The sequence below is a fragment of the Spirosoma liriopis genome, from assembly GCF_023196085.1.
Classification (GTDB): Bacteria; Bacteroidota; Bacteroidia; order Cytophagales; family Spirosomataceae; genus Spirosoma; species Spirosoma oryzicola.
This window is the reverse complement of sequence record NZ_JALPRF010000007.1, coordinates 105,706-131,175: the sequence shown is the minus strand read 5'-3', so window position 1 is coordinate 131,175 and position 25,470 is coordinate 105,706. Positions and strand designations below refer to the sequence as shown.

General features: G+C 44.2%; 22 protein-coding genes and 3 pseudogenes. 3 read left to right on the top strand and 22 right to left on the bottom strand.

What is annotated here, in order from left to right:
• Position 1: 1 nt before the first annotated feature.
• The 16 genes and pseudogenes from M0L20_RS25745 to M0L20_RS25680 all read right to left on the bottom strand — a co-directional run.
• Positions 2-2,317 carry a peptidase domain-containing ABC transporter gene (locus tag M0L20_RS25745; protein WP_248480032.1) on the bottom strand — a complete coding sequence of 772 codons (2,316 nt, stop codon included), beginning with the start codon at positions 2,315-2,317 and terminating at the stop codon, positions 2-4.
• A 767-nt stretch (positions 2,318-3,084) separates the two neighbouring features.
• Positions 3,085-4,068, bottom strand: a complete 984-nt coding sequence (locus M0L20_RS25740; protein ID WP_248480030.1) for a glycosyltransferase family 2 protein — start codon at positions 4,066-4,068, stop codon at positions 3,085-3,087.
• Between the two features lie 39 nt (positions 4,069-4,107).
• Positions 4,108-4,860 carry a GIN domain-containing protein gene (locus M0L20_RS25735; protein ID WP_248480028.1) on the bottom strand — a complete coding sequence of 251 codons (753 nt, stop codon included), beginning with the start codon at positions 4,858-4,860 and terminating at the stop codon, positions 4,108-4,110.
• A gap of 52 nt (positions 4,861-4,912) precedes the next feature.
• A complete protein-coding gene (locus M0L20_RS25730) occupies positions 4,913-5,935 on the bottom strand; it encodes a 2OG-Fe(II) oxygenase (RefSeq protein ID WP_248480026.1) in 1,023 nt (340 codons plus the stop codon).
• Between the two features lie 2 nt (positions 5,936-5,937).
• Positions 5,938-8,361, bottom strand: coding sequence for an outer membrane beta-barrel protein (locus tag M0L20_RS25725; protein WP_248480025.1), 2,424 nt, complete (start codon positions 8,359-8,361; stop codon positions 5,938-5,940).
• A 44-nt stretch (positions 8,362-8,405) separates the two neighbouring features.
• Positions 8,406-9,434 carry a tetratricopeptide repeat protein gene (locus tag M0L20_RS25720; protein ID WP_248480024.1) on the bottom strand — a complete coding sequence of 343 codons (1,029 nt, stop codon included), beginning with the start codon at positions 9,432-9,434 and terminating at the stop codon, positions 8,406-8,408.
• A 9-nt stretch (positions 9,435-9,443) separates the two neighbouring features.
• Entirely contained in the window at positions 9,444-10,808 is a 1,365-nt protein-coding gene (locus tag M0L20_RS25715; protein WP_248480023.1) for a radical SAM/SPASM domain-containing protein, read from the bottom strand.
• Positions 10,809-11,173: 365 nt separating this feature from the next.
• Complete coding sequence (locus tag M0L20_RS25710; RefSeq protein ID WP_248480022.1) at positions 11,174-11,359, bottom strand: hypothetical protein; 186 nt, start codon at positions 11,357-11,359, stop codon at positions 11,174-11,176.
• A 547-nt stretch (positions 11,360-11,906) separates the two neighbouring features.
• A complete protein-coding gene (locus M0L20_RS25705) occupies positions 11,907-12,107 on the bottom strand; it encodes a hypothetical protein (RefSeq protein WP_248480021.1) in 201 nt (66 codons plus the stop codon).
• Positions 12,108-12,221: 114 nt separating this feature from the next.
• Positions 12,222-12,407, bottom strand: a complete 186-nt coding sequence (locus tag M0L20_RS25700; RefSeq protein ID WP_248480020.1) for a hypothetical protein — start codon at positions 12,405-12,407, stop codon at positions 12,222-12,224.
• 159 nt (positions 12,408-12,566) lie between these two features.
• Positions 12,567-13,790 carry a radical SAM protein gene (locus M0L20_RS25695; protein ID WP_248480019.1) on the bottom strand — a complete coding sequence of 408 codons (1,224 nt, stop codon included), beginning with the start codon at positions 13,788-13,790 and terminating at the stop codon, positions 12,567-12,569.
• 21 nt (positions 13,791-13,811) lie between these two features.
• Positions 13,812-13,997, bottom strand: a complete 186-nt coding sequence (locus M0L20_RS25690; RefSeq protein WP_248480017.1) for a hypothetical protein — start codon at positions 13,995-13,997, stop codon at positions 13,812-13,814.
• A gap of 38 nt (positions 13,998-14,035) precedes the next feature.
• Positions 14,036-14,239: a hypothetical protein gene (locus M0L20_RS25685; protein ID WP_248480015.1), complete on the bottom strand. Its 204-nt coding sequence runs from the start codon at positions 14,237-14,239 to the stop codon at positions 14,036-14,038.
• 126 nt (positions 14,240-14,365) lie between these two features.
• Positions 14,366-15,157 (bottom strand): annotated as a pseudogene (locus tag M0L20_RS30410) (thiopeptide-type bacteriocin biosynthesis protein).
• Positions 15,158-15,378: 221 nt separating this feature from the next.
• Complete coding sequence (locus M0L20_RS30210; protein WP_262924023.1) at positions 15,379-15,567, bottom strand: lantibiotic dehydratase family protein; 189 nt, start codon at positions 15,565-15,567, stop codon at positions 15,379-15,381.
• A 47-nt stretch (positions 15,568-15,614) separates the two neighbouring features.
• Positions 15,615-16,163, bottom strand: a pseudogene (locus tag M0L20_RS25680) (lantibiotic dehydratase); the annotation flags it as partial.
• A gap of 598 nt (positions 16,164-16,761) precedes the next feature.
• Here M0L20_RS25680 and M0L20_RS25675 point away from each other — a divergent pair.
• Positions 16,762-17,859: pseudogene (locus M0L20_RS25675) on the top strand (IS3 family transposase).
• A gap of 7 nt (positions 17,860-17,866) precedes the next feature.
• Here the strand turns inward: M0L20_RS25675 and M0L20_RS30405 are convergent.
• From M0L20_RS30405 to M0L20_RS25665, 4 genes are all read right to left on the bottom strand, one after another.
• Positions 17,867-18,058, bottom strand: a complete 192-nt coding sequence (locus M0L20_RS30405; RefSeq protein ID WP_354004288.1) for a hypothetical protein — start codon at positions 18,056-18,058, stop codon at positions 17,867-17,869.
• A 209-nt stretch (positions 18,059-18,267) separates the two neighbouring features.
• Positions 18,268-18,432 carry a lantibiotic dehydratase gene (locus tag M0L20_RS30400; RefSeq protein ID WP_354004287.1) on the bottom strand — a complete coding sequence of 55 codons (165 nt, stop codon included), beginning with the start codon at positions 18,430-18,432 and terminating at the stop codon, positions 18,268-18,270.
• Between the two features lie 623 nt (positions 18,433-19,055).
• The gene (locus tag M0L20_RS25670; RefSeq protein ID WP_248480013.1) at positions 19,056-19,805 is read right to left on the bottom strand and encodes a LytR/AlgR family response regulator transcription factor; all 750 of its coding nucleotides are present in this window, start codon (positions 19,803-19,805) and stop codon (positions 19,056-19,058) included.
• A 4-nt stretch (positions 19,806-19,809) separates the two neighbouring features.
• Entirely contained in the window at positions 19,810-20,859 is a 1,050-nt protein-coding gene (locus M0L20_RS25665; protein ID WP_248480011.1) for a sensor histidine kinase, read from the bottom strand.
• A 684-nt stretch (positions 20,860-21,543) separates the two neighbouring features.
• On the opposite strand from M0L20_RS25665, the gene M0L20_RS30395 reads away from it, so the two are divergent.
• Positions 21,544-21,765, top strand: coding sequence for an IS3 family transposase (locus M0L20_RS30395; protein WP_354004281.1), 222 nt, complete (start codon positions 21,544-21,546; stop codon positions 21,763-21,765).
• Between the two features lie 950 nt (positions 21,766-22,715).
• Here the strand turns inward: M0L20_RS30395 and M0L20_RS25660 are convergent.
• Both M0L20_RS25660 and M0L20_RS25655 read right to left on the bottom strand, forming a co-directional pair.
• Entirely contained in the window at positions 22,716-24,548 is a 1,833-nt protein-coding gene (locus M0L20_RS25660) for an FG-GAP-like repeat-containing protein (RefSeq protein ID WP_248480009.1), read from the bottom strand.
• Positions 24,549-24,776: 228 nt separating this feature from the next.
• Positions 24,777-24,956 (bottom strand): hypothetical protein, encoded by a 180-nt coding sequence (locus M0L20_RS25655; RefSeq protein WP_248480008.1) that lies wholly within the window; start codon positions 24,954-24,956, stop codon positions 24,777-24,779.
• Positions 24,957-25,072: 116 nt separating this feature from the next.
• Here M0L20_RS25655 and M0L20_RS25650 point away from each other — a divergent pair, with 116 nt between their 5' ends.
• A complete protein-coding gene (locus tag M0L20_RS25650) occupies positions 25,073-25,384 on the top strand; it encodes a LytTR family DNA-binding domain-containing protein (RefSeq protein WP_248480007.1) in 312 nt (103 codons plus the stop codon).
• Positions 25,385-25,470: the final 86 nt, after the last annotated feature.

The window sequence follows — 25,470 nt, the reverse complement described above, 5'->3', positions numbered from 1 at the left end:
ATTATCCCTGTGCTAATTCTAATTGGTTTTTAACTAATTCGTAGTAAACACCTCGTTGAGCCGTCAATTGCGAATGATTACCTACCTCCCTTACTTCGCCCTGTTCAAGAACTACAATCTGGTCAGCGTTGCGCACAGTACTTAGCCGGTGTGCAATAACAATAACCGTCCTACCTTCAAAAAAACGGTCTAAATTATCCATTATGATCCGCTCATTATTAGCATCGAGAGCACTTGTTGCTTCGTCGAAGAAAATGTATGCCGGGTTTTTGTAAACAGCACGTGCAATGAAGACTCGTTGTCGTTGCCCGCCGCTGAGTCCGGCACCGGAGTTGCCGATTTTAGTAGTAAAGCCGAGCGGAATTTTACGCAGGTAGTCCTGTAAGTTGGCCGTACGGATAGAATCCCATAAGCGGTCCTCGTCGATTTTCTGCCCGTCAACAGCAATGTTGCGTGCGATCGTATCTGAAAAAATATAGCCGTCTTGCATCACCGTGCCACAAGATTGCCGCCAGTCGCGAGCTGACAGATCGGTTAAGCTGCTGCCGTTCACCAGAATTTCTCCATCGGTTGGTGCGTAAAACTTTAGCAACAGTTTCAGCAACGTAGTTTTGCCGCTTCCACTTGTGCCGACTATAGCCGTTACCTTGCCTGCGGGGATGTGCAGATTCATATTCTTTAAGACTGGTGTCGAGTTGGGTCCGCCGTAGCGAAAAGACACGTTACGTAGTATAATACCCCGATTATGATTCGGGTTACCATGGGCTGCTGAAATCCGGTCATCATCAAAATACACCTCTGGTACTAGAGTCGGTCCGCAGGGCGATAGTGCAATGGAACGGCCTAGTAGCCGCTCTTCATCAAGTTCCTCATCCGGTTTATTGTGGACTTCTCCCAGCCGGTCTAAACTGATTTTGGCATCTTGGACACTGCGCATGAAAGTCATCAACTGACTCAGTGGCCCATTCATTTGTCCAATGATATAAGAGATGCTGAGCATAACGCCGAGCGTAATCTGATTATCGATGACAAGTGTTGCAGCGAGGTATGAAACGATAATGTTCTTTAACTGCGTAACGAACGATGCACCCACTTCCTGATACTGCTCTAAAACAAGACTTTGAATATTAATTTTAAATAGTTTAGCCTGAATCCGTTCCCACTCCCATCGCCGAGCTTTTTCGCAGTTGTTAAGTTTAATTTCCTGCATGCCGGTGATAAGTTCGTAAATCGTGTTTTGATTCTCGCGCATTCGCTGAAACCGTCGATAATCAAGGTCTTTACGCTGGCTTAAAAAAATGGCGATCCAGGCGACGGAAATAAAGCTGCCGATGGCAAAGATGGCTAGTAGTAGACCGCTGTATGTGCCCAGCACTATCGAAAAGATAAGGAGATTGACTACCGAAAACAGCGTGTTTAATGTAGCACCGGTCAGAAATGTTTCGATGCGATGGTGATCCTGAATACGCTGCGAAATGTCGCCGATGTTTTTGGACTCGAAAAAGCTAATCGGTAGCTTCATCATCTTCACCAAAAAGTTGGAGATGATCGAGACGCTAACGCGGGTGCTGATGTGTAGCAGAATCCAATTGCGTATCATATCCACTGCAACGTTGCCGACAAACAGCAGCAGCTGCGACAGCAGAATGAGATGAATAAAATTCAAGTTGTGACGATGAATGCCAAAATCGACCAGACTCTGCGTCAGAAACGGAAATACCATGCTGACGATGCTGGCAATGAACATGCCTAACAGCACTTGAAGTACATACCGACGGTAAGGCGTTAAATATTCAAATAAGAAGTGAAAGCCCGTAGTGCGTTGCCGCGTTTCCTCTTTGAGCTGGTAAAACTCTGGCGTAGGTTCTAACAATAGGCCAATGCCTTTCTGGTCGGCTGTACCTGCCCAGCACTTCATAAACGTTTCGCGGTCAACTGTAACCAGCGCGTGCCCAGGATCGCCAATCAGCAGCCGTTCGGTTGATTCATCCGAACGTCCTAGTAATCGCCGCCAGCTTGACTTACGTACGTCATAAAGTACGACAAAATGTTCCTGATTCCAGTGCAAAATGCAGGGCAGGGGGGCTTCTTTAGTTAATTGCTGGTAGGATAGCTTTGCTTTCAATGTTTTAAAGCCAATCGCTTCAGCCGCTTCACTGATGCCTAGTAAACTTACTCCTGATCGCGTGATGTATGCCTTAGCCCTCAGATAGTCTAGTGAATAATCTTTGCCATAATGGGCAGCTACCATTTTTATACAGGTTGGTCCGCAATCCATAAAGTCGAGTTGACGGAAATATTTGTATCGCGAGGCCATCTTATACGGAAATTGATTTAAAAAGCATTTCGTGAATTAAAAAAATTTCAGCCTGGAACATGGTAGATCAACTGATCCCATACAATAACAGCGATATTCCACTCAGAAATTCATTATCAAGTGGGTTGTCAAACGGACATTTAAGTTGTCTTTCTGCAGTGGATGATGACTCGTTCAGTGAAGTATATTCACTCCTAAGAAAGCGCCTTAACTGGTTACATTCCTTTTAATTATGACCTATTTAATTGTATACGCTGTGCACAAGCATAGAAATAATGTCATACTGAAAGTCCAATTCGGGAATAGACTGATCTGACTTGTCCTTGTAGTACTGTAGATGTATAATTAGAGTCAGCATAATACTAGTTTGATACTCAGTTCAAACCCTCCTATTCGATTCTACAAACAATACGCAGTTTCTATGGTACCATCAAATGGTAGCCAGCCATCGTTACCCTCTTTTATAGGACCGTCTAGCAAATTGTATAAAATGTTGAGTCTTCTGATGAAAACAGCCATCAATTAAATTAGAAGACATGTTCTCTCTAACTGGGCGGAACCGACTTATCTTATGTTTCCAAAAAATCAGTATTAAATGGTAACGCTGCGCTGTGAAAAACTAGCTTAAAGAGAAATTATTATCTGGTGTGTTTGTCGTCTGTTACGTAAGGAACAATCGGCTCTTTGAGTGCATACATTCTTGTTTAAAGCGACAGGTAATCAGGCTTGTCACATTCGATATACACACTTAAATTGGTAATTGTGTATCATAACAGAGTTGCTACTTTGGATGGTTGACTAGTCAATAGCTGACTCATTGATGGTAGCTTGATTCGTTCAAATACTCCAGCCTGTAAAGCCGCATCTTTTACATGTTCAACTTTATGAATGAAAATTTGATCATAAAACGCTTTAATTCGAGCTATATCATTAGTTTGTACTACGTCTCTCGACCAGCTGTGAACAGGAATAATATGCTCAATCACTTCGCCACAGTTGAACCACTTGTCGGAAAACTGTCCTAGCGTTCTATACTTAGCCAGAAAATGATCGAACCCACAACAGGGAAAATGCAGAATAAAGGGACCATTAGTCAGTAATACCGACTCATTAATCGATTCAAATCCGTGTACACCATCCGGTAGAGTGCTTGAATTCGTAATTGCGGCAGACTTACCATTCTTGTAGAAGTTAAAATAAGGCGTAAGACTGTTTAAGTTGTTCAGTAACCAGTTAGACTGGTACTTAGTCAATGTTTCTCGATTACGCTTGAATAATGATACCTCTCCAAAATAATTTTGAATGCAGTCAGTTTCTGGATTAGCCTCGTGATTAAAATAGCGGGCTACCGATATTCCTCGTGACGAAAGTTCATTAAAGTGTTCCCATACAGATTGATTCGGCGAGTAGAACAGTTCATCCACATCTATATGGAGCAACCAGTCAATGCCCGCTTCCTGCGCCATTTGCAAAGCTAAATCAACATTCATAACTTGGCGTGCCATCACTTCACGATCGGCAAATGCGTAATTGTCGATCGCTGACCTAGTTTGTAGCCATAGGTTGCGGAGTACAGTATCATGTTTAATAGCCGTAATGGACGGATGGTGTTCATATCGGATAAAGCCTTTGTCGTCGGGATCGTCGAAGAAAAGGAAAAGATGATCAAATCCAATCGAAAGATGATAGTTGATAAAATAGTCGAGTGTGGTATCTGCATTACGTAGCGTAGTAACAAGCGAGGTTTTCATTGCTTATCATCAAGATTGCACTAATCGATTTTCCATAAACTACCTATACATAGTTTCAGCTTTTATGCTGCTTTTACTGTCAATATCCTGTCGCACCGTCGGAATTCCTTTGTACGTAATGTTGCTCATTCCATTGGCAGTGGCATCCAATGCCGCTGAAGCGGATACTTCAGCGGTACTCATGCCTTCAACCGTTATAGTAACGGAGCTAACTTTTAAGCCATAGGCTTTTAAGTTAGACTTACCTTGCAAAAAAGCCTTTAGTCGTTCCGATTCTCCTTGAACTACCAATGATGACAGTTTATCCACTGTAAATCTTAGATTTTGGGCATTTATTATAGCGAAACCACTGGCCAGGCTGCTAGCTATTAGTTCAAGATCCTCCATTTTATCAAAGCCTCTGATTGAAAATCGAGTCAATTCTAGAAACTCAGCTTTTTTAAGAATTGGTAATGTAATTTTTACATTAACTACTCCGTGTTCAATATTTGGATTTTCACTACGCTTAACTGGGAAGTATTCAACGAATAATGTGCTGTTTCGAGTGCCGATATTCATAACCCCTAAATCCGGGGTAGGACCTGAAGCCTTGACAGAAAACGCAGTACCACCTATGATTGTCACAACAAAGGGACCAGTGATTCTAACACGATCGAACTCTTTCACTGAAAAGGTTCGGACGGTATCCTCATTTTGTTGCTTAATTATATCAGTTGCTATTGTCATTCCAACCACTGATGTTGCACAGATGTAGAAGAGTATGGCTATGGAAAATATCTCTAATCGTTTCATATGTTACTGTGGTTGGTACTCATTTTTATTGTGGTCCTTTTCAAGAAAATCCTTATGTAATAGGCTGATTGCGTACCCAGATATTACACGCGTACTTCGTCCCATTGGCAATAGGTAGTCCAGCATGTACTGAGTTAAGTAGAACCAAATTATTTTCGTCTCGATTTAGAAAATACAGGGCACTTCCTTGTTTAGGATGAACATTCATATTCAGTTCGGGGAAGAAAGTTTCTCCGCCCACAAAATCATCATTCAAGTATACCAGAATCGTATGGAGCCTGTGGTTTACTGACATTGAATCGAAGTGTGGCTTAAACTGTTGGCCTTCTCCGTAGCGTACGCACTGCAAAGGCTCAATTTGATTCAGATTGACCTTCAGTAACGTAGCCACTCGATTATATATAGCTTGAAATACAGGGTGTTGCAGATCTCTTAAAAAAGCAGAATAACTGGTTCGGGTATCTGAGTCCCTTACTTGGTTGTCTTCATATTGTAGTTGACTGCGTGTAAACAACTTTTTATCTTCAGCGTAATTAATAATGTAAGCACATTCATCTGCCGAGAAAAAGTTGGGGTAAACCTGAACACTTTCACGTTTGTAAGCAGCAGTAGCAATAGACTCCTCATCGGTATCCCAAAGTAATGCTGACTCAACTAATGTAGTAGGCTCGGCCATTAACAAGGCACCTGTCCAGTATTTTGAAAATGAACTGATTGGCTCTCTGACCTCACCTCGGAAGGGTGAAAAATAGTGTACCTCGTTCTCGTGAATGGTCCGGATTACCACAAAATAGCGATCCTGATCCGGCCAGACACAATGAGCCAGTAACGGACCTTTAAGCCGCATGAGTCCCTCGGAGGTAGCTTTGAAGGCAAACGTGTCAAATTGCCAAGACCTCAAAATGTAGTTAAGGTCGTTCAATGACACCAAAGGAAACCGAGGAGCTTGTTCAACGACTTCCCGGACCAGTGTCCGATTAACAGAACCACATTGCGCTAGTATAAACTGCTGTAAGGCCAGCACGTTAGGACACTGCACGGGGGTATATACAAGAGTAGTTTCCATGGCTTTCATTATTAGCGTGCACGGTTTTCTTCGTCTGAACTTCCTGATGTTCGGCTTCTACGCGAAAATGTAGATCGCCCGTAGTTGTATGTAAACCGAATAGATGCCTGTTGCACGTTTCGCATCTGTATAGTCGAAACATTAACATCCTGGAAAATTCCATAAAATTTTTGTTGATAAAGATTAAAGGCGTCGGCAAAGTTTGCCTGAATCGATCCAGCTCCTTTGAGTATGCTCTTTTGTAAACTAAAGGACATTGTGCCGTAGCTAATGGTACGGTAAAATTGGCTAGCGCTGGGAGCGCTGTAATCATACGTGTATTCGAGCGTATAGCCACGTGGGAGCGAAAATACGTGCTGACCACTTAACACAAAACTCCAGGCCCGGTTATCAAAACTACCCTCATTAAATAACGACGTGGTCCGTATGTAGTAGGCTACGGCGCTGTGCTGCGTTTTCCACCAACTATTAATCTTCAATGGAGCTGCTATATCAAAGGTTACCAATTGACTTTTGTCTAGATTCGTTCGAGTGTAGCGAATCACCTTCGTTATCTCATCCTGAATAGGCATCTGAGCGATCAAGTTCCTGTCAACCCGGTAAGTGCCTGTTAGCGTAATATCTTTGTATGTGTAAGCCAGTTCGGTCGAACTGCGTATAGCAGGCAGTAAAAAAGGGTTGCCTTCTGAATACTCAAAAGGGCTAGTATAAAACTGAAAAGGATTTAATTCGTAGAATGTAGGCCGTTGGAGCTTGCGGGCATATGAAAAAGAAAGACTCTGCTTCTCGTCTAACTTTTGTTGAATCTGAAGGCTGGGTAACCAACGGATAAAGTTTCGTTTCACTACATTGTCAAGCGTCAATGAATTACCTTCTGCAACGGTTTTCTCAACCCGCAGAGCTGCTTCAATACTGGTTCTGCCCATTTTTTTCTCAACCAGCAGATAGGTTGCTATGATGCGTTCATTGTATAAGAAATGATTGCTACGACGAAGATCACGCGCCATTACTCCTGTTGCCGACAGCGTGTCATAGATTAGTTCATTGTCAGTATTTGTCAGGCTTAGCTTAGCTCCTAAGTCTATTCTCATTGTGTTGTCGACTAGGTGCGTATAATCAGCCTTGAGAGATTGAATGCTAATAGTTGATGGAAATTGACCCAAGAGCACTGAAGGGAACGAGACGGAGGCAGTTAGGTCGCCAGTATAAATGGTACGTAAAGTCTGCGTTTTTGCGGTCTGATAACTGGCGTAATCAAGATTCACGGAAAGCTGATCTCCCGTGGAACTAAGGGTACCCCGATAATTTAGATCGACTGCCACATTAGCAGGCCGTGTAACCGTCCGTGTCTCAGTAGGAAGCTCTCGCTGAGAGAACATAGCTATGCCTGTTGGGTAGTTCGCAATCTGGGTCGTATTGTCAGTGAAGTCATTTTGGCGGTTTGTCACACCACGCGCCATAATTCCAACCATATGACTCTTACTAATTGAGTAATCAATAGATGCCTGATAAGATAAAGGGTGATTTCTCCAATGCGTGAAAGCATTACTGCTAAACACGGTGCGTTCGGCATTCGTCTGAACGATTCGTTTACTCACTTCATGCAAAAAATCATTGCTTTCATAGTAACCTGCTCGCCCGTAATAAGTTAGCTTCTTTGTTTTAAAGGTAGCACTTCCACCAAGTTCGTATCCCCCATAATACCGGTTTACAGAAGTGCCTACGTAGGAACTACCTTTAAGGCCAAGCGTTTTATCCCGCTTTAGCTTTATATTAATTACGGCTCGGGTTTCTCCGTCATACTGAGCTGAGGCATTACTTATGATTTCTACCTGCTCAATATCTTCGGAGGGTAGATTTCTCAACTCTTCGGCCGTGAGCGGTAATTGTTTACCATCTATGTAAACCACGGGCGTGACTGAACCTTTAATAGTAATACCTCCCTGCGGGTCAATCCGCAGACCAGGTGCTCGTTTGAGTATGTCTAAGGCGGTAGCAGCTGTTTTATAAAAAGAGTTTGAGACGTTAAGCGTTAACTTTCCTAAGGTTCGCTCTACAACCGGGCGCTCACCTTTTACAACAACGGTCTGTAGCGTTTTAGTATCATCGATCAGTTGTAACACTCCCAAGTTAATAGGATCAACATTTGCAAGTACTGTAATTTCCTTATTGCTATAAGCCTTATAGCCAAGCGAAGTAATAATCAGTTTGTAGCTACCGGGAGTAAGGTTTGTTAGCTCGAATACCCCTAGTGTGTCGGTCAGTACCCCCTTGGTCAGTGTTGAATCATTCAAAGCGGTCAGTAGAACACTAGCAAACTCAACAGCTCCCGCCTTAACGTTATGCACCTTACCAATGATGGACTGAGCATTTACGCCATTCAACCCACCCAAGGCTATCAAGAAACTGATGCAAACATATAAGATAGCTTTCATAAAAATGGTCATGTCTACAAGGCGAAAAAGTAGTACAACTCGTATCAAAAATCGTTGTGAAGCAATTGTGCCACAAATGTTGAGCAGGTTTTATACTGAACTGGACCAAGTTTTAACTGGGCTATAAAGTGAAATATCCTTTGTTGCCACCTAGCAGCTACCCCCGAATTTTGAGTGATGATCAATACTAGCACCATTTTAAGGTTATCAAATATTGGGGGACTGGTTATAAGAAAGTTGACGATATCTGATAAGCGGGTTTCCCCATGACTAAGTTGAATTAGATCAATCAATGTAAACCAAGCCTGTATCTCTGTCTCGTGAGTTGTTTTAGCATCCCAGCCTGTCATGTTTCCAAAGGTAAGTTGACACAATTCGATGGACTGAGCAGGGTATGTCAAAAATACATTGACAGTTTCGTTGGTCAGTTGCCAGAGCATGTCTGAGCGAAGTTGACCGGAAGTCTGATAAGTCAGTTCGTCAGACCATCTTTTTCCATTACCAATTGCTGGAACCTGTTGATAAACCAAGAATTTAAGCGCTATGTCAATCATACAAGCACCCTCCTTTAGCCGACCCTGCCGAAATAGCAGTCGGGCTAGGTTGTGTAATTGCTGTACCCGATGAAAGGCTAAAATGTACATACCTTCTGCAACCAGTTCGGCATCACTATCAATGGATTTTATCAGTAGGCGCTCAGCTTCGGCATAATTTCCCTGTTTATAGCACAGATAAGCCAATGCTGGCAAAGCTGAAACATCAATTAGTTGATTTAGCATTGCCCTGTTAGTAAATTCACTGCGCGCGATAGTTGCTTGGGCAAATACTTGTTCAGCACTACTCAGCTTGCCCTGCCGAGCGTAATTGAGTCCTGTCTGATATTGGTCCCAGAAGTAATTTACTGAACGCCAATGCGAGCCGGCCTTTTGTCGGCTTATAGGAGTAAGAACATCCGTGTATATATCCGAATTGGTTTTTTCAGAACCTTTCCAAGACTGAGGTTGATAGGTTAGAAGTGAAGCCGTCAACGCTTCCCAATCGGCAACCGTATTATTGGCATGGTTAAAGTTCATAGGAATGGCTTATGAATTAGTTAACAAGGCTACAAATTCCTCTTTGCCATTTTTCCGCATTGCGTAATGCATGAGAAGTTTATCCTTGATATTGAACTTGTTGGTCGGGCAGGCCGCCATGTTCTCACGCCATGACTTAGGACAACCTCCTCCGCAAACAGGTAGCATAGGACAGCTGGTACAAGAATATTTTCCTGCCAGAATTTCGTCGTGGAAGCTTAATAACTCCCGATGCGATGATAGCGAATCCAGACCATCATTAACGTTGCCAACTTTGTATTTGGAATTTTCGTAAGTCTCCACATAGGGCACCTCAGTGCAGTCAAACACATTACCAAATGCATCAAATACTTCAGCATCGGGGGTAACCGATAAGCAGACAACAGGATTCAATTTAGGAACTAGTCCTGGCGAAAACCCATATTTATACTGCTCCATAATCCAGTCAATCTCTTCATCAGCAAAGGTTTGCTTCTCAAGTGAGAGTTTATGGGCATCGTTACCCCAAGAGTGGATTGCAGCCACATAGAAATAAGCTATTTTGTCCTGTAAATTGTATTCAGCCAATAGCTGAATCAATGGTAACACGCTCTCTTTATTTCGCTCATCTACATTACAACGAATCGAGATGGAACAACCCAGTTCCTTAAAATCAGGACGATTATAAATTTTGATTAGGTTCTGAAAAATTAGATTGAATGTTGACAATCCTTCTTTGGTATGGCGACGAGCATCGTGATACTCAGCTGTACCGTCGAGAGTAACCTCTATCGTATTTATGTCATGCTTCCGAACAAGTTCCAGAAAAACCGGTTCCTTTAAACTCAATCCATTAGTGACCAGCTTTGCGCTATAAGTGCAATTATGCAGTCTGGCCATCTCCTGAATTTTGGGGGTTAAGGCGCGAATCTGCGCGTACGCCATTAGCGGCTCTCCACCAAACCATGCAATCTCGACGTGATTATACCTTTTGCGATCAAACTTACTTTTGATACGTTCCAAAATTCGCTCAGCTGCGTTACCACTGATGTAGTCTTTGGTGTGCTGCTGGCCGCAGTAGCCGCATCCAAGCTGGCACATAGCAGTCGGCTGGATGACATGATAAAGCGTTTGACTATCAGCCACAGCTGCTTTATTTCGATTGATAATCAACGATAGTTCATCTTCGGAAACAGGTACAATTGCCTCTATTTGACGCAACTTATCAAAATCATTGTCGTGCATCTCATCCCAAGCCTCACGCTCAAGTTTTTGATGAAGCGATTCGCTGACAACTAGTACGCGGGCAGTTCGTGTAGCCAGCAGTACCCGTTTCGGAATTAGGCCTGCTATTGTATCCGTTACTACGATGTAATGGGAACGTTTAAAATTCATGACAAGGCAGGTTTATAAAAATAATTAATAAGTAAAATCAATTAATTGGTCAAAAAGTATCCTGGTGCGAATCAACTTACAGTATTAAGCCTACGCTGTACCCATTGTTGTTTGCCACGAGTGAAATTGCTTTCCGTCCTGCATTTTATTTGAGGCTAGTTTAGGGGTGATTTTGGTTATCAACTCCGAGTAATTATCCTCTGGTGTGTTTCGTTAATTGAGGACAAGACCTACTGACTTGAGTTTCTTAACATGTTCGAGTTGATACAGGAACAAAATCTACAGTTTGCTATTTGGCTTGAAGAATGGTCTACCAGGACCACTTGTGCACCATTCGATAATGCACAAGTGGTCTATGCTATCTCTTACTTGGGCGTACCACCACAAGCCTGGTTTGGTCCGCAGCTTTGATTCTGAGGACAAGCCACATTAACATCGGTTCCACCTGCCAGTTCTTCGGCTTCTTCAGGGGTCAATTCACTAAAGCCTTCCGACTCGTTCCCAACCTCCTTTAACTGATTGATGATGTTTGTAAGTGATTTGCTTGCCATGATGATAAAAAAGTTAAATTGTTTAGTATAACAGAATCAAGCACTTGTGGCGCCTTCGTGCCGCTCCGTGTCACATTGACAGCTAAAAGTTGCATCTTTAGTTGGCGCCTTAAAAAATCTTTAGACCAACGCCACTATTTACTCGTCCAACCCCTGTGTTTACCTGACCTCCCTCTCTTTCAACAGAACCAACTACAACTGCTGATTATAGTAAGTGCGTTAGCAGATATCTAACGACAAGCTTGCATTCAGTACAAGGCTGATTTATATAAATAATGGGGTAGGTAGATTTCCTTATCTAGCCTATTGAATTAACTTCAACACTACTCCCCAATTATTGACCAACTTACATTAAGTGATTTTTTGGCACCGATCAGTTTCTCTGCTTCACCAGGAATCGTCTTGCCTCTTCTCATTCTATTCTAGAGTGTTAAACTCTCTGAGCTCATGACGCTGTGCTTTATAGTATATCCGAGTCGATGCAAGAATGAATTCTACGGTTTGCTCTTCTATCCCCAAAAGATTGATTAATGAGGCTTGCCATAAATTAGGCTGGTGTACCACCACAGGCAGAGTTGCCTGGACAAGCCGTGTTGATAAGACCAGAGATAGGACAACCACCGTTGACGGTTCCGCCTGCCAGTTCCTCGGCTTCTTCAGGGGTCAATTCGCTAGCGCCTTCCCTTGACTCATTCTCTTCTAATTTGTTTAATTGATAGAGAACATTAGCTAGTAGTCTACGATTCATAGTAGCCTTGGGTAAATATTATATTGAATTCTTTAGTTTGCTGTTTGTCTAAATAGTATTTATCAAGACCACTTGTGTACCATTCGATAATGCACAAGTGGTCTATGCTATCCCTTACTTGGGCGTACCACCACAGCCTGAGTTTGGTCCGCAGCTTTGATTCTGAGGACAGCCCAAGTTAACATCAGTTCCACCTGCCAGTTCTTCGGCTTCTTCAGGGGTCAATTCACTAAAGCCTTCCGACTCGTTCCCAACCTCCTTTAACTGATTGATGATGTTTGTAAGTGATTTGCTTGCCATGATGATAAAAAAGTTAAATTGTTTAGTATAACAGAATCAAGCACTTGTGGCGCCTTCGTGCCGCTCCGTGTCACATTGACAGCTAAAAGTTGCATCTTTAGTTGGCGCCTTAAAAAATCTTTAGACCAACGCCACTATTTACTCGTCCAACCCCTGTGTTTACCTGACCTCCCTCTCTTTCAACAGAACTAGTGCCTGCTCATAGGACAGAGGGTTAACTTTCGCCTGCGACTGTAGTAATGGTGTTAACTGAGCTAATAATTGGTTCTGAATGTGGGTGATCAGCTTTAACAGATCGTGACAGTAGACCGAGGGGTTGTCGAAGCCGCTGGCTGGGTGATAACGATGGACAAAAAACCCTCCTCCACATACTTCCCGAATAGGACAGCGTCTACAGGCAGTAGGTAAGGTCCGTTGACTTTCGGCACATTGAGCAATTAGTGGGGCTGTTAATGCTGATTCTAGTGAGTGCGTTCGCAGGTGCATGCCTTCTTTCGTAATGCGCGGCATGCACACCTTCAATGAATCTTCCGCTTCGATGCTTCCATCCGTTTCGATAACCAAAAATAGAGCACGTGTACGACCAATCGCTTCTGTCGCTTCCGCGAAGCCCAAAATTAGGTTTATAATTTGCTGAAAAAAGCGAATGCGTGGGCGCACATTGGATGGTATAAGCATCCACGCATCGAAGAGTCGGACGAGCCAGTCGCCATAAAGCGTTTGTAGCCTGTCAGAGTAAAAATGTGGGGGCAATTTGTGATGCGTTCCATCAGGCAGCAACAAATTAAGCGACCGCACGTTTAACCCAACGAAGTGCTTTAAAAAAGTCTCCGGTTCTGTAGTTGGATCGATTACAACTAATACTCCCGGATGGTAGCGAAATGCGGGATGTTCCTGCGCCTTCTGCAGGCCTGCTACCACAGCTTGGTAGGAGCCACGACCTCGATGATCGACCCGATGTGCATCATGGACAGCTGCCGTCCCGTCAATGCTAATGCCTACCCGAATGGCTAGCTCGCCTAAAGACTGGCACCATGCATTAGTGAGCAACACACCATTGGTTTGCAGGGCGTAATGAACATGGGTATGCGATGGAAGTGATTTCTCTACCTGGCTGACAAACTGTTGGTAAAATGAAATGGGAGCCAGTAATGGCTCCCCTCCGTGAAAAATAAACTGAAAATCTTTAATCCTGTGCTGGCGACAATAATCGCCTACCCGGCTGAGTAATAAATCAACTGTTACATTACTCATTAGGCGGGGCTGCTCCCGGTAGGTCGTATCGTCATGATTATATACATAGCAGTAGGAGCAGTTGAGATTGCAACGGCTGGCTACTTTTAGCACCAGCCCCCGAATACGCGGCTGGCGACGTTTTATCATATTGCGTAAGCAGAGAGTGTTTTAGAACTTAGGCGTGTTGGAAGTTTCACTTCTTAACCAGCCAACCTCCGGCTGTTGTGGCGTTGCTGGCGTACCACCCATCACTTCGGTGGAATCAAAGGGGCTTTCGGGCTGATTGAGCTGTTCGATAATCTTTTTGCGAAGATTTTTCCGCTTTGGCAGCGAGAATATGTTTTTCCATTTCATAACGCTAACGTATACCTATATACGTTTATTTAAGTTGATTAAGGCTTTAGGAGAATTGATGGGTCAACAAACTTTTGTTGTTTAGCCACTATATGCTCGTATGTTGGCGAGTAATCTTTATCGCCCCCCCGCACTTCAAGTGCAAGTTCGTTAGAAACTAGTTCTAGATCCTGTCCAGAGATTCGTTTCGTCGTAGGATTTCGGTTCACCTTTTGTAAAAAGTTTTTCCAGCCTGATTCCATGAGCTAGGGGAGTTGGTTTATAATTGCTGACCTAAGATTAGACTAATATGGAAGGCTGAACAAAATAATTAGACCAATTACGGTAATTACTCGACAGATCGCGAAACGCATAAGCTTAAAAACCTATTATTGTAGCTGACGAGCTTGGTTCGATTCATAATAACGGGCCAGAAAATGATAGATTACCACCTCCTGCGTCCGTTGTTTAGAAGCAAAAAGGCGCTTTATACTCATATGAAGATATGCGTCCGATAGGTCTAACAATGGGGGTTGATCAACTAAGGTGCTTCGTTTTATTGAGATACGCTGTATAAGAGAACGCAGCCGTATCGACCTTTCCGTTAGGATCGCAGATATTTCATGAACTGTTGGGGTATAATCGGAAAGGTTAAGTATAATCTGTTCATGTTCAACCCGGAAGCGGGCATTGAGTTGTTGCCGTAGCGTACGGTCAGCCTGATGCTCAGCTAGAAATTGTTCCTGCAAGTGCCGTAGAAGGTTAGCCTTTTCCCGATTACCCAGCTTAAAATCGGCCAATAAGGTATTGCAGCTTCGCAAGGCAAACTTCCAGCGATCAGCGAGATCAGATTCCTAAGCTAAATAACGTAACGTTGCTCAACTGGCGGCTTCAAATATGCTTTCTTCGGTCATTATAGAGTTTCCGTACCGGTGAAGTTCGCGTTCGTATGTATCAATTTGCACCCGATATATAATCCCCGATTTTCGGTACGGTTCTGTCCATTTATGAAGTCGTTCGAGAACTAGGTCATGGAACTGGAGAGTCTTGCTCTGGAGCCGTAGTCTAAGATGAGGTTCTGGATCGACATATCGGATAAAGAACCAGTTTTGTACTGTACCTTCTATCCTTGATTGCTGCAAAAACGGAAAAATCAATTCCTTGAGTAGCTCGTCCGCTATTTGTCGCCTGAATATAACTTAATGTATAGCTATTCGCTACCTGGTTGAAATTACCGGTTTACCAACTCATGTGCGGACAAGGTTGTACTATATCTATGGTTTATTGGCTCAACGGGGGCAGTTTTCTTAAGAGTAGGCAGGAGTCTCTCGCAGGGGATGACCAATTCGCTAACGTAAGCACCCTGCTCATCGCCAGCTCCGCTCAGGCGTTGTTACACACTCTACCAGGCAAACGGTCGGTTGCCGCTGGACTTCGTCAGCAGTAGTTGCTGGCCCAAGTCCGTTTCCAGATCGAGCACCGGTTCATTGTCTCCTTCTACGACGGCAACCCAATGGGGCAACTGATGAGCTATACGTAAGTGGTTGATCAAACTGTCGGTTGAGGAAAGAGGTAGGGTCGACGAACGCAAAGTCCACCTTGCCCGACTTAGGATTAGGTTTCGATAAGTAATGCGGGTTAAAAAACCTGATCACGAAGTGGTCTCCAATCCCAATACAAGCTCAACGAGCTGTTCTGCCCTTGTAAGTCGGCCAAGAACTGATAAATACTTAGGCCAGTTCTATAATTGTGAGCTGTAGACAGCCGGGGAATGACTTCTTTCTGATGACATTCTGACCATAAAATGACCCTGCTATCGGAGCGTACTAAAACCAACAGATCACTCATTTTGAGCTGATTAGATTCATCTACTGATGCAAGGCTTACAAGCGGAATCTCAAACTCACGCAGGATTGGCCGCTGTAGAACATTTCCCACCCGGCTACTATACCAGTGAATGATCTCAACATAAATAGCGTCTGGCCATTGCTCCTCCTCACACTGCAGGCAGCTTCGCACGTGGTCCGTCAAGCTGGGCGAATGGGAACCAAATTGCCCTAATAGATTAGCCGCCAATGGTCCCTCTGCAGCCAACAGATTGAACTGAAAATCGCCCCCATCTATAGCTTCGGGTAACGCACCCAGCAAGTTGCCAAACAAATAAAAACTATAAGGTAGTGTCAATGTGTCAGCCGTATTTAATGAAACTAAAACGGTATCTTACAGTTCAACGGATAATAGACGACCGCATAGAGCTCGACTCAGCATTTCTTCCAATAGATTCTCGTATTGACCCCAGGTAACGGTATTGGGTTCAGGCGTTGTGGCAAATGTCAGACCATCCAGCAGGAACGAATAATCAGATCTTTCACCAACAGCCTTAGCATAACCTACTTCAATATCAGCACTAAAGCCACTAATAGCGGTACAGTTCGGTCTTCATAGCGATCTCTAAAACGCTGTGAGAAGCTCACCAACCTCGCATCACGCCGGGAACATTGTAATGGCAGAAGCGTTTTAATTGCCCAAGTATAGTTTGCAAGACGCGCCAATTAAGTTGGTTAACTGAAGTCTTTACAAAGGAATCAGTCTGAATTAGAGATTTAAGAGGTGAAACAGAAAAGTGCTGAGTAAGCATTTGATGAACAACTAGATACGTTATGCAAGCGTTAGTACCCTCTTTGGCTAGTTGAGTCTTCACATTCATTAGTGTCCTGAACCCTTAAAAGTGAGGCAGTGAAAAGTAGAGTAAAAAAACTAACTTTCACAGGTTGACAAAGGGGAAATGAAACAGGCACGATTCACCGAATCGCAAATCGTAGCGATTCTTAAGCAACAGGATAGCGGACAGACCGTCACGCAGATCACCCGTCAACATGGCATCAGCGAGGCCACGTTTTATAATTGGCGAGCCAAGTATGGCGGTATGCAGGTCTCCGAAGTAAAGCGCCTTAAAGAGCTGGAAGACGAAAATCGGCGGCTCAAGAAGATGTATGCCGAGCTGAGTTTACAAAACGAAATCATCAAGGAGGCACTGGCAAAAAAGTGACGGTCCGCCGCTGCGGTGAGGCCCGCCCAACGTCGAGAAGTAGTCAGGTGGATGGTTGACTACAAACAGATTAGTCAACGTAAAGCCTGTCACTGGGTGGGTCTGAGTCGCAACGCAGTGGCTGAGCCAGCCGCCATCAGAGACAAGGACAAAGCGCTGTGTTGTCGGATTGAGCAGTTGGCTCGACGCCATAAACAGTGGGGTGTGCTCAAGATTTATCGCCGGTTGCGCAAGCAGGGGGAGCTAGTGAATCATAAGCGGGTCAGGCGATTATACAAAAAGTTAGGATTGAGTTTACGACGAAAGACGAAAAAGCGTCTACCCGAGGCTGTGCGTAAGCCGCTGCCCAAAGCCACGGCTTGCAATCAATGCTGGTCGCTGGATTTTACGTCGGACCACTTAACCAGGGGTCGCAAGTTTCGCACCCTGAATGTGGTGGACGATTATAACCGACAAGCCTTGGGCATCGAAGTGGATTATTCACTACCCGCTCAACGAGTCACCCGGTTATTAGATCGGTTAGTGGAGCAGTATGGTAAACCTGAGCGGTTACGCAGTGATAATGGACCCGAGTTTATCAGTCAGGCATTGCAGGATTGGTGCTTGGATAAGGAAGTGAGCTTGCATTGGATCGAACCGGGCAAACCCACGCAGAATGCATATATCGAACGGTTCAACGGGACGTTTCGCCGGGAGGTGTTAGATGCTCATATTTTTACGAGTATCCGGCAGGTACGTCAAATAGTGGCGGGGTGGTTAGTGGAGTACAACACGGAACGGCCTCACCAAGCATTGAAGTTTATGACGCCGGTTGAGTACCGCCAGGCGGCTTGAATTCTAGTCAAAACTGGCTCACCGAACGGGGCAAGGACATTAGGGTCTCTATTAACAAATCAGTTCCAATTAACTGCTGTAAGCGACTTTTTAGTTGCGTTAGCACGGAAAACCCCGTCAGCATAGGTTCAAGATCACTAACTAACAATTGCTGTTCAATAAGCTGATCTACAAATGTTGCCGCAGTAGCCTGATCAATAGCAGTTTTATTAACAGCTCAGCCAATTGAGCAGGCGTCGCCCCCGTTTGTGCCCGCTATAGTATGGCCATTAGCGGAGTCGAGGCTGTCACAGACGCTGTATAATAATGGCGCTCTGACCCTGTATCATCATACTCTATGTAACGTAGTTCGTCACCAACGATGTAGGAGGCATTTGTTGAAAAGAACCGCAGTTGTGGCCTTACCGTCTACTTGTTCACTAGTTCTCGGACTATTTGGGCTACGCAATCCATGTCGAGTCGATGATGTGGAACAAAGTGTGTATGTCTATTGAAGGTCACCTGCGTATTGTTGGTTACTGTTCCCACTGAGCAACCTGCCATTAATCCGAATGGCGTGGCCCGACTGCTTATGCGCAGAGCATGTTTTCAAAGCGTTCGTTGCAGGGTGGTGGGCAGTGGGCAGCCATTATTGCACAGGTGGTTAATAATTTATTTGTGCAATCTAGGCGAGCTAACAAAAAGTGCCTCATTTAGTTTGCTATCGTCCCACAATGTCTGCAGTTGACCAGTGGACTGTTCTTGAACAGGCGACACCATTATCAAAGGTAAAGCCGGAACACGCAGTAGATAAAAATCAAGCGTACTAAATAACATGATCTCTGTATTAAAAAAGCAGGTATCAGACTATTAAAAACTGGTGCCTGGGCTGGTTGGATAGAATTCGCAGTAAAACGTTGTAGCTGACTACTCAAATCAGCTACAACGTTTTACTGCGAACAAACGCATCACTACGATGTTGTCGGCCACGTCGTGTTAATTTTCTTTTTGTCAGTTCCTTTATGCGTTTTAGTTAAACAGGAAATACGCTCTTTATTTAATGTTAAAGCGGTTGAGATAGTAAAATCGTTTTTCATTGGTTTATAAAGGTTAGAGCATTAGTAATAATTAATGATTGAATGTAAACGTACCTGCGTCAACACTCAATATATTTAGACTAACCTGAGAAAATTCTCGACCAAATGAAGATATAGCTTTCACTCCGGAACTGCACGTCCAATAAACGTATTCCGCAAAGATTCCATTACGGCGGATCGGTAACTATTTCCTATGATAAGTTCCTGCTTATTAAGCGTTTCGATTGTATTGCCATGTATGGCTTTGATCGCTTTCCTACGAACCAGGAACGACCTGTTAATGCGAATAAATTGGCCCTTTGGCAGCAATTCCTCCATCTTAGTCATAGTGAGGTAGGTAACAACCACTCGATCAGCTAGATGCACTTTGACATAGTCTTTTAAGCCTTCCATGTACACAACGTCATCAGTGTTGATCTGTAAAAGTTTTGTACCCTCTTTAATCCAGAAATATTGTCCTTCAACAGGCTTATGATTTGCTTCAACAGGCGTATTGGTGCCATTTATTCGATCAATAGCTCTATTAACTGCCCGCAGGAATTGTTCGAATGGAATAGGCTTAATTAAATAATCTGTCACGTCGTAGGCATATCCATCTATTGCTAATTCCGTATGCGCTGTTGTCATGATAATTTGCGGGCGGTTGGTAGCTAGTGTTTGAAGCAACTCGAACCCCGTCATTTCGGGCATTGTAATGTCTAAGAATATGATGTCAGGGCGATTTTGCTGGATGGCTTCGATAGCGGCAATGGCATGGTTAGCTTTGCCAATTAAGCGGAGAGTTGAGAGCCGTAAAATGAATTTTTCGATCAGGTTTTGAGCCAGTGGTTCATCGTCAACGACGAGACATGTATATATATTTTTTTTCATATGATTATAAAGTAGAGGTGCTAGAGGCAACACTAGAATTTTCGATTGTAGCCTTTGGTTCAAGTTGCAATATCAAATCAATGGTAAACGTATCGACTTCATCATGGATGATCAATGTATATCGGTTTGGGAACAGAAGGTTTAGCCGACGTCTTGTATTGATGATACCAACCCCGATGGGCCGTTTCGGCGCGTTGTGACGGATAGTATCGGAAGGCTTTGAGTTCTCCACTCGGAAACGTAGCTTACCTTCGTCGGTTGTCTGAAGTTTAATATCGGCCCAAGCTTGTCGGTAGGTTGAGTTGATACCGTGTTTAAATGCATTTTCAACAAACGTTACCAATAGCATAGGAGGTATCAGAAACGGCTCAAGTGGGCCATCATGATGGAAGGACAAAGTTGTGCGCTCGTGCTGTCGAACCGCTTCCAATCCAATATATTCCTGCAGAAATTCCACTTCCCGTGCGAGCGAAATAGTTGGATTCGCGGTTTCATACAAAGCGTAGCGTAACATATGCGACAGACGCAGCACTACACTCCCCGCTTCGTCGTTCGTTCCGGCCACCATCGAATAAACGCTGTTCAGCGAATTCAAAATGAAATGCGGCTGAATTTGGGCTTGTAAAAATTGTAATTCTAACTTAAGATTATCACGCTCAAGTTCAGCGGCTTTGGTGCGCACCATCAGCATATCCTTAACTATTTTGCCCGCTACCGGAATGGCTAAGGTTGATAGCGTAAATGACCAGTTTATTAATAAAGTATTTCTACCGAAAAGTGCGTGTAAAAAACCATCATTGCCAAAGGCTTTGGGTACAGTAGTTAGAATGTGATATGTATTAGCGATCCAATTATATAGAACATAATTTGCCAGGGTATTCAGCGTATAAATGAGCCCCAAACAAAAGACCACCCAAAGTCTTTTACCACTATAAAGTTTGGGTAAGCCAACGGACGCAAATAAGTAGTAACTAACAATTATAGTGGGCAAATCAAACAGCATCACTGCAAGGTAAGCTTGCCAAGGAGCGCCTTTCAGTATCCATGTGTGCATGTACAACTGAAATAGTGTTATAGTAATCCAAAGCAACCCATGAATTAGCAACCGCTCTTTATGAACTGGTTGCACTAACATACGAAGAATTAGCGAATTTGGCCAGCTTTTAGACGTTGATACAGTTGTCATATGCAAACTTGAATGAAGCACATAAGTATTGTCAGTCAACAATCTACTTGTTAGGTATTTGAAGCAAGATACTCATCCTTTAGGCCTTTGATATAGTTTAAAAACAGGCAATTATTCGTGTTATGATATAGCCGATGAGATGGTGGCGCAGATCACCGAAGCTGCTACATTTGACTAGACATCAAGTTAAGCTTCATCTAACTTAGTGAATCATGAAAATAACCAGAAATAAGTACGATGAAGAGTTTAAAAAGATGTCCGTGGAGCTATCACAAGTTAAAGAATCTTTAAAAGAGATAGCCCAAGAACTGGGTATTATTTCCCAGATATTGAATTGATGGCGTCGAGAACAAGCGGCTGCTCATAGTACTGGAGCCGTCATCTAGACCCACTTCAGCCAAGAACAACAAGAAATAGCGCGGCTCAAAAAGAAACTCAAACAAGCTGAATTAGAGCCCGATACGTTAAAAAAGGCAGTAAGCATCTTCTCCATAGGAGACGGGAAATATTCGGATTTATAAAACTTTCCAAGTTGAGTTTTCCGTTGAGACGATGTGTAAAGTACTTCATGTAAGCCGCAGTGGCTATTATTGGCTAGCTCAACGACCTACTGAACGGGCCAGAGATAATGAGGCTATCACCCAGTTAACTAGTAGCTTATTCACCGCTAGCAAAGGCCGGTATAGAAGTCCAAAAACCACTCAAGACATTCATGCTCAAGGCGTAAAGATATCTAGGCCTCGTGTGGCCCGACTTATGAAGCAGGCTAATTGAAGTGTCATTCAGAAGAAAATGCGGTCACGACCACGGATTCAAGGCGTACCTACCTAGTGACTGAGTATCATTAAACCCCCAGTTTAATCCCGTAAAACCGAGTCAGGTCTGGGTGTCTGACCTGACATATATCCGAACCAATGAAAGCTAGCTTTATCTGGCGATTACTACGGATTTGTACGATCGGAAAGTGATTAATTCTCCGCTGAGTAAGTCGATAAAGGCCGCTGATACAATCATTCCTACCTGGCAGATGTCCCTAAAAAACGCCACGTCAACCTTTTCATTCGGATTGAGGAGTGCAGTATGCTTATCATGGCTTTACTAATATACTGCAAAAACACCCCTTGGTTATATAATGCATGATTGGGAAAGGCAACTGTTTGAGGTCCTCCCAAAAAGCGTACCGGTCAACGATTGAGGATCGGACGTCAGGTAAAAATGTACCCCCATCGGCGTACAACTGAACAAAGTATTAAGTTTATCCTTTCTCGGTAATTCGCTTGTAGTGAACTGGTTCAGCTGACCGGTTTCCTTTGCAATTGGTTACCACAACGGTTTTGCCAGAGAATTTGTCAACCACTCGAATGAGCTGTTTGTGGCATTGAGCGATACAGGAGAGATTAGTTAAGTAGTTGGTTAATAATAGGTAAAAGGTAGATCTAATATAATAGTAAAGCCGTTCTGTGAAGTACAAATATAACCAGATGCTTACTCGCGTATAGTTATATTTAATTATAGGTAAAATTGATTAACTTGACAAAAAATTTATTTAGCAGATCACTAGTTAGTTACTGAGGTTTATAAAAGCTTTATAGCTACAAAAACGAGTCGGGCGGTTTGCTTCTACACACACCATATACATATTGGTTAGTTTTGGAAGTGATTGAGCATAAGGGGGCAGAGAAATAAATACCAAGCGGGCCTGAATCTCCAGGCCCGCTTGGTATTTATTCAATCACCAGCCGCTGGCTCTGCCGGCTTATGTTGTCACTAAGTACCAGCTCATACGCCCCCGCCCCCACGGGCCCCAAGTCCAGGGCCCACTCACTACGCCCCTCGCCCACTGTCAGTGCCTGCTGATGAACTAGCTGGCCTGTTGTGCTATACAGGTTTAGCTGTACTGATTGGGCCAAAGGACTACTTAGCATTAGTTTGAGACTGCCCCGAACGGGATTACCTAGCACGAGCATCCCGAGACCAAGTGTCTTTTGACTCACCGAGCGGATCGTCGAATAGCTTACGCTGCCATCCAAATCAACAAGCTTAAGCCGGTAATATAACGCGGATGCGGTGGGTGGCAAGCTCAGATCATGAAAGCCGTAAGAAGCGCCGTTCACCGCGTTGGGCTGGGCGGTTACCCAGCCTATAGACGTAAATTCCAGCGCATCCGTTGACCGTTGCATCTCAAAGCCCGAAAATTTGGTTTCCCAGCTGGTCTTCCAGCTAAGTTGAACCCAGTCCACCTGGAGTCGGGCCGCGAAGTCGGTTAAGTGAACAGGCAAAGGTGATCGGTTGAGTCGTACGCTTACAGAGTTTTCGTAGACATTGGCCGTCAGAAAGTCGATGTCCCCATCACCATCATAATCGCCGGTCGTCACGCTTACCGGCATTAGCCCTACGTCGATCTGGGTAGAACCCGAGAAGTTACCCTTGCCATCATTGAAGAGTTCACTAACGGTGTTGTTTTCGTAAATGGTCGCTAACAGATCTAGATCCCCATCACCATCCAGATCGGCAACAGCCACGTCGGTCGGTTTGATGCCCACCCGGACTTCGGTGGAGCCCGAGAAGTTACCCTTGCCGTCGTTAAGCCGTATACTGACGTTATTGGTGCTGGAGCCATTAGCGACTAACAAGTCCATATCGCCATCCCCATCAACATCCGCCGTAGTTACATCAACCGGGTTGTTGTCTGCCCGAATCTGGGCAGAGCCCGAGAAGCGCCCATGACCATCATTGAACCGTATAGCCACCGATGAGTTACCGTTTCGTTTGGAGGCCAAAATATCAAGATCCCCATCCCCATCGATATCTGTGCAGGTTACACTGTTGGGGTTGTTACTATCTAGATTACCGATGTATGCATCGGTTTCAAGGGAGCCCCAGAAGTTGCCCTTGCCGTCGTTAAAGAATAACCCGGCGTAGTTGCTACCATAATTAGCCGTTACTATGTCCAGATCCCCGTCCCCGTCTATGTCAGCACACTTAACATCCAAAGGACTACCATCAGCTACCCTCAACCGGGTAGCGCCCGAAAAGCGGCCATGACCGTTATTAAGCCGCACATTCACTGAGTAGTCGTCGGCATTAGCCGTTACCAGGTCCAGATCCCCATCCCCGTCTACGTCCCCGCTCGTTACTTGTACGGGGTTATAGCCCGCTAACGCGAAATCGTTACCAAAGAAAGCGCCCGTCCCTCTGTTAACCGCTGTTGTGAACTCAAAGACGTGACTCAGCCCACCAGCGCTTATTCCACTACCCGTCACCAGCACCCGTTCGCCGGGCCTAAAGCCTATGGCGGGGGTAAAAACACTCGTGGATCCCGTTACCTGGCTGCTACCCGCCTTTTTACCACCGGTTTGCGCCGAGAAGACATTTAGCACCGCACTGGCGGGCAAAGCCTCACTGGACGTAAGGGAGATGGGCGAGTTACGGGGAACCGCATTGGCGTTAGGCGAGGGCTGGGTACTGACCACCTGTTGAGCGTAGGCCGGGACCAAACCCAGTGAGATCAGCAGCCCGCCGACGGGAAACTGGAAAAAACGTAGAGGACGAATCATAAGTGAAAGGCAGTTACCAGGGATCGATTAAAATGAGGATAAATCAGCGTTTAATGATAAAAGCTAACCGTATCTTTATTTAATATTTTTACTTTTTGTAAATATATAGTAACTTTTTAAGGAATATACTATTTTTTGAAACCCGCGGTCTATTTCATGTAGAATAAACCACGGATCTATGTTTAGCGCGGGTATCATTTAAATAAAAACGCCGTTAAAACTGATCGCTCACAGCTTTCTCAGTAAGCGACCGATAACCGTAGCCATCCGTCCGTTATCAAATTCAACGAGCATTGATCCGTTCTTTCCGCGAATCGTTTTGCCGTCTTCGCGCAGAATAGCCCTGCATGACTGGCCCTTTAGCGTTGTATCAGTCATGCGATCACCGAGATAGCTGTATCGTTTCATTATTAGAATTGAGCGGATTGGTTGAATAAGCAACTATGCATGTACATTCTAAATTATGCTTCTGCACTAAACGTTGATTAAAGGGTATTGTCCTAAAAAGGAACCAACTAGGAAAAATGCTCAATCCATTCCAGAATGTCGTTGCTTATTTCCAGGGTTATAGCAACTATACCTTTTTCAATTGTAGCGACGGTCGTCGCCGGTTAAAAGCAGAAACGTTATCGAGCGTGCTTAAAAAATTTCCTCAGTTTATTCGTGTTCATAAAAGTACAGCCATCAATCCCGAATCAGTTGAGACGTGGAATTTTACGAGTCGTGATATTAATACCGTGAGCATTCGGGTAGGTAATACCATTCGAGAGCTAGCCATAGCGCGCCGACGCGTAGAAATCATTAAGATGGGTCTTGACAAAGAAGACGAGGAATAAAGTCATCGAGAAGAACGGAGAGCGCTGGAAGTAATGTATCGAGTAAGAATCGCTGTTCTAATACAAATAACAAGGCCCGAATCAGT

Coding starts and splice junctions, on each gene's coding strand:
- M0L20_RS25745 (WP_248480032.1), bottom strand. CDS start 2,317: ATGGCCTCGCGATACAAATATTTCCGTCAACTCGACTTTATGGATTGC.
- M0L20_RS25740 (WP_248480030.1), bottom strand. CDS start 4,068: ATGAAAACCTCGCTTGTTACTACGCTACGTAATGCAGATACCACACTC.
- M0L20_RS25735 (WP_248480028.1), bottom strand. CDS start 4,860: ATGAAACGATTAGAGATATTTTCCATAGCCATACTCTTCTACATCTGT.
- M0L20_RS25730 (WP_248480026.1), bottom strand. CDS start 5,935: ATGAAAGCCATGGAAACTACTCTTGTATATACCCCCGTGCAGTGTCCT.
- M0L20_RS25725 (WP_248480025.1), bottom strand. CDS start 8,361: ATGAAAGCTATCTTATATGTTTGCATCAGTTTCTTGATAGCCTTGGGT.
- M0L20_RS25720 (WP_248480024.1), bottom strand. CDS start 9,434: ATGAACTTTAACCATGCCAATAATACGGTTGCCGATTGGGAAGCGTTG.
- M0L20_RS25715 (WP_248480023.1), bottom strand. CDS start 10,808: ATGAATTTTAAACGTTCCCATTACATCGTAGTAACGGATACAATAGCA.
- M0L20_RS25710 (WP_248480022.1), bottom strand. CDS start 11,359: ATGGCAAGCAAATCACTTACAAACATCATCAATCAGTTAAAGGAGGTT.
- M0L20_RS25705 (WP_248480021.1), bottom strand. CDS start 12,107: ATGAATCGTAGACTACTAGCTAATGTTCTCTATCAATTAAACAAATTA.
- M0L20_RS25700 (WP_248480020.1), bottom strand. CDS start 12,407: ATGGCAAGCAAATCACTTACAAACATCATCAATCAGTTAAAGGAGGTT.
- M0L20_RS25695 (WP_248480019.1), bottom strand. CDS start 13,790: ATGATAAAACGTCGCCAGCCGCGTATTCGGGGGCTGGTGCTAAAAGTA.
- M0L20_RS25690 (WP_248480017.1), bottom strand. CDS start 13,997: ATGAAATGGAAAAACATATTCTCGCTGCCAAAGCGGAAAAATCTTCGC.
- M0L20_RS25685 (WP_248480015.1), bottom strand. CDS start 14,239: ATGGAATCAGGCTGGAAAAACTTTTTACAAAAGGTGAACCGAAATCCT.
- M0L20_RS25670 (WP_248480013.1), bottom strand. CDS start 19,805: ATGAAAAAAAATATATATACATGTCTCGTCGTTGACGATGAACCACTG.
- M0L20_RS25665 (WP_248480011.1), bottom strand. CDS start 20,859: ATGCACACATGGATACTGAAAGGCGCTCCTTGGCAAGCTTACCTTGCA.
- M0L20_RS30395 (WP_354004281.1), top strand. CDS start 21,544: ATGTGTAAAGTACTTCATGTAAGCCGCAGTGGCTATTATTGGCTAGCT.
- M0L20_RS25660 (WP_248480009.1), bottom strand. CDS start 24,548: ATGATTCGTCCTCTACGTTTTTTCCAGTTTCCCGTCGGCGGGCTGCTG.
- M0L20_RS25655 (WP_248480008.1), bottom strand. CDS start 24,956: ATGAAACGATACAGCTATCTCGGTGATCGCATGACTGATACAACGCTA.
- M0L20_RS25650 (WP_248480007.1), top strand. CDS start 25,073: ATGCTCAATCCATTCCAGAATGTCGTTGCTTATTTCCAGGGTTATAGC.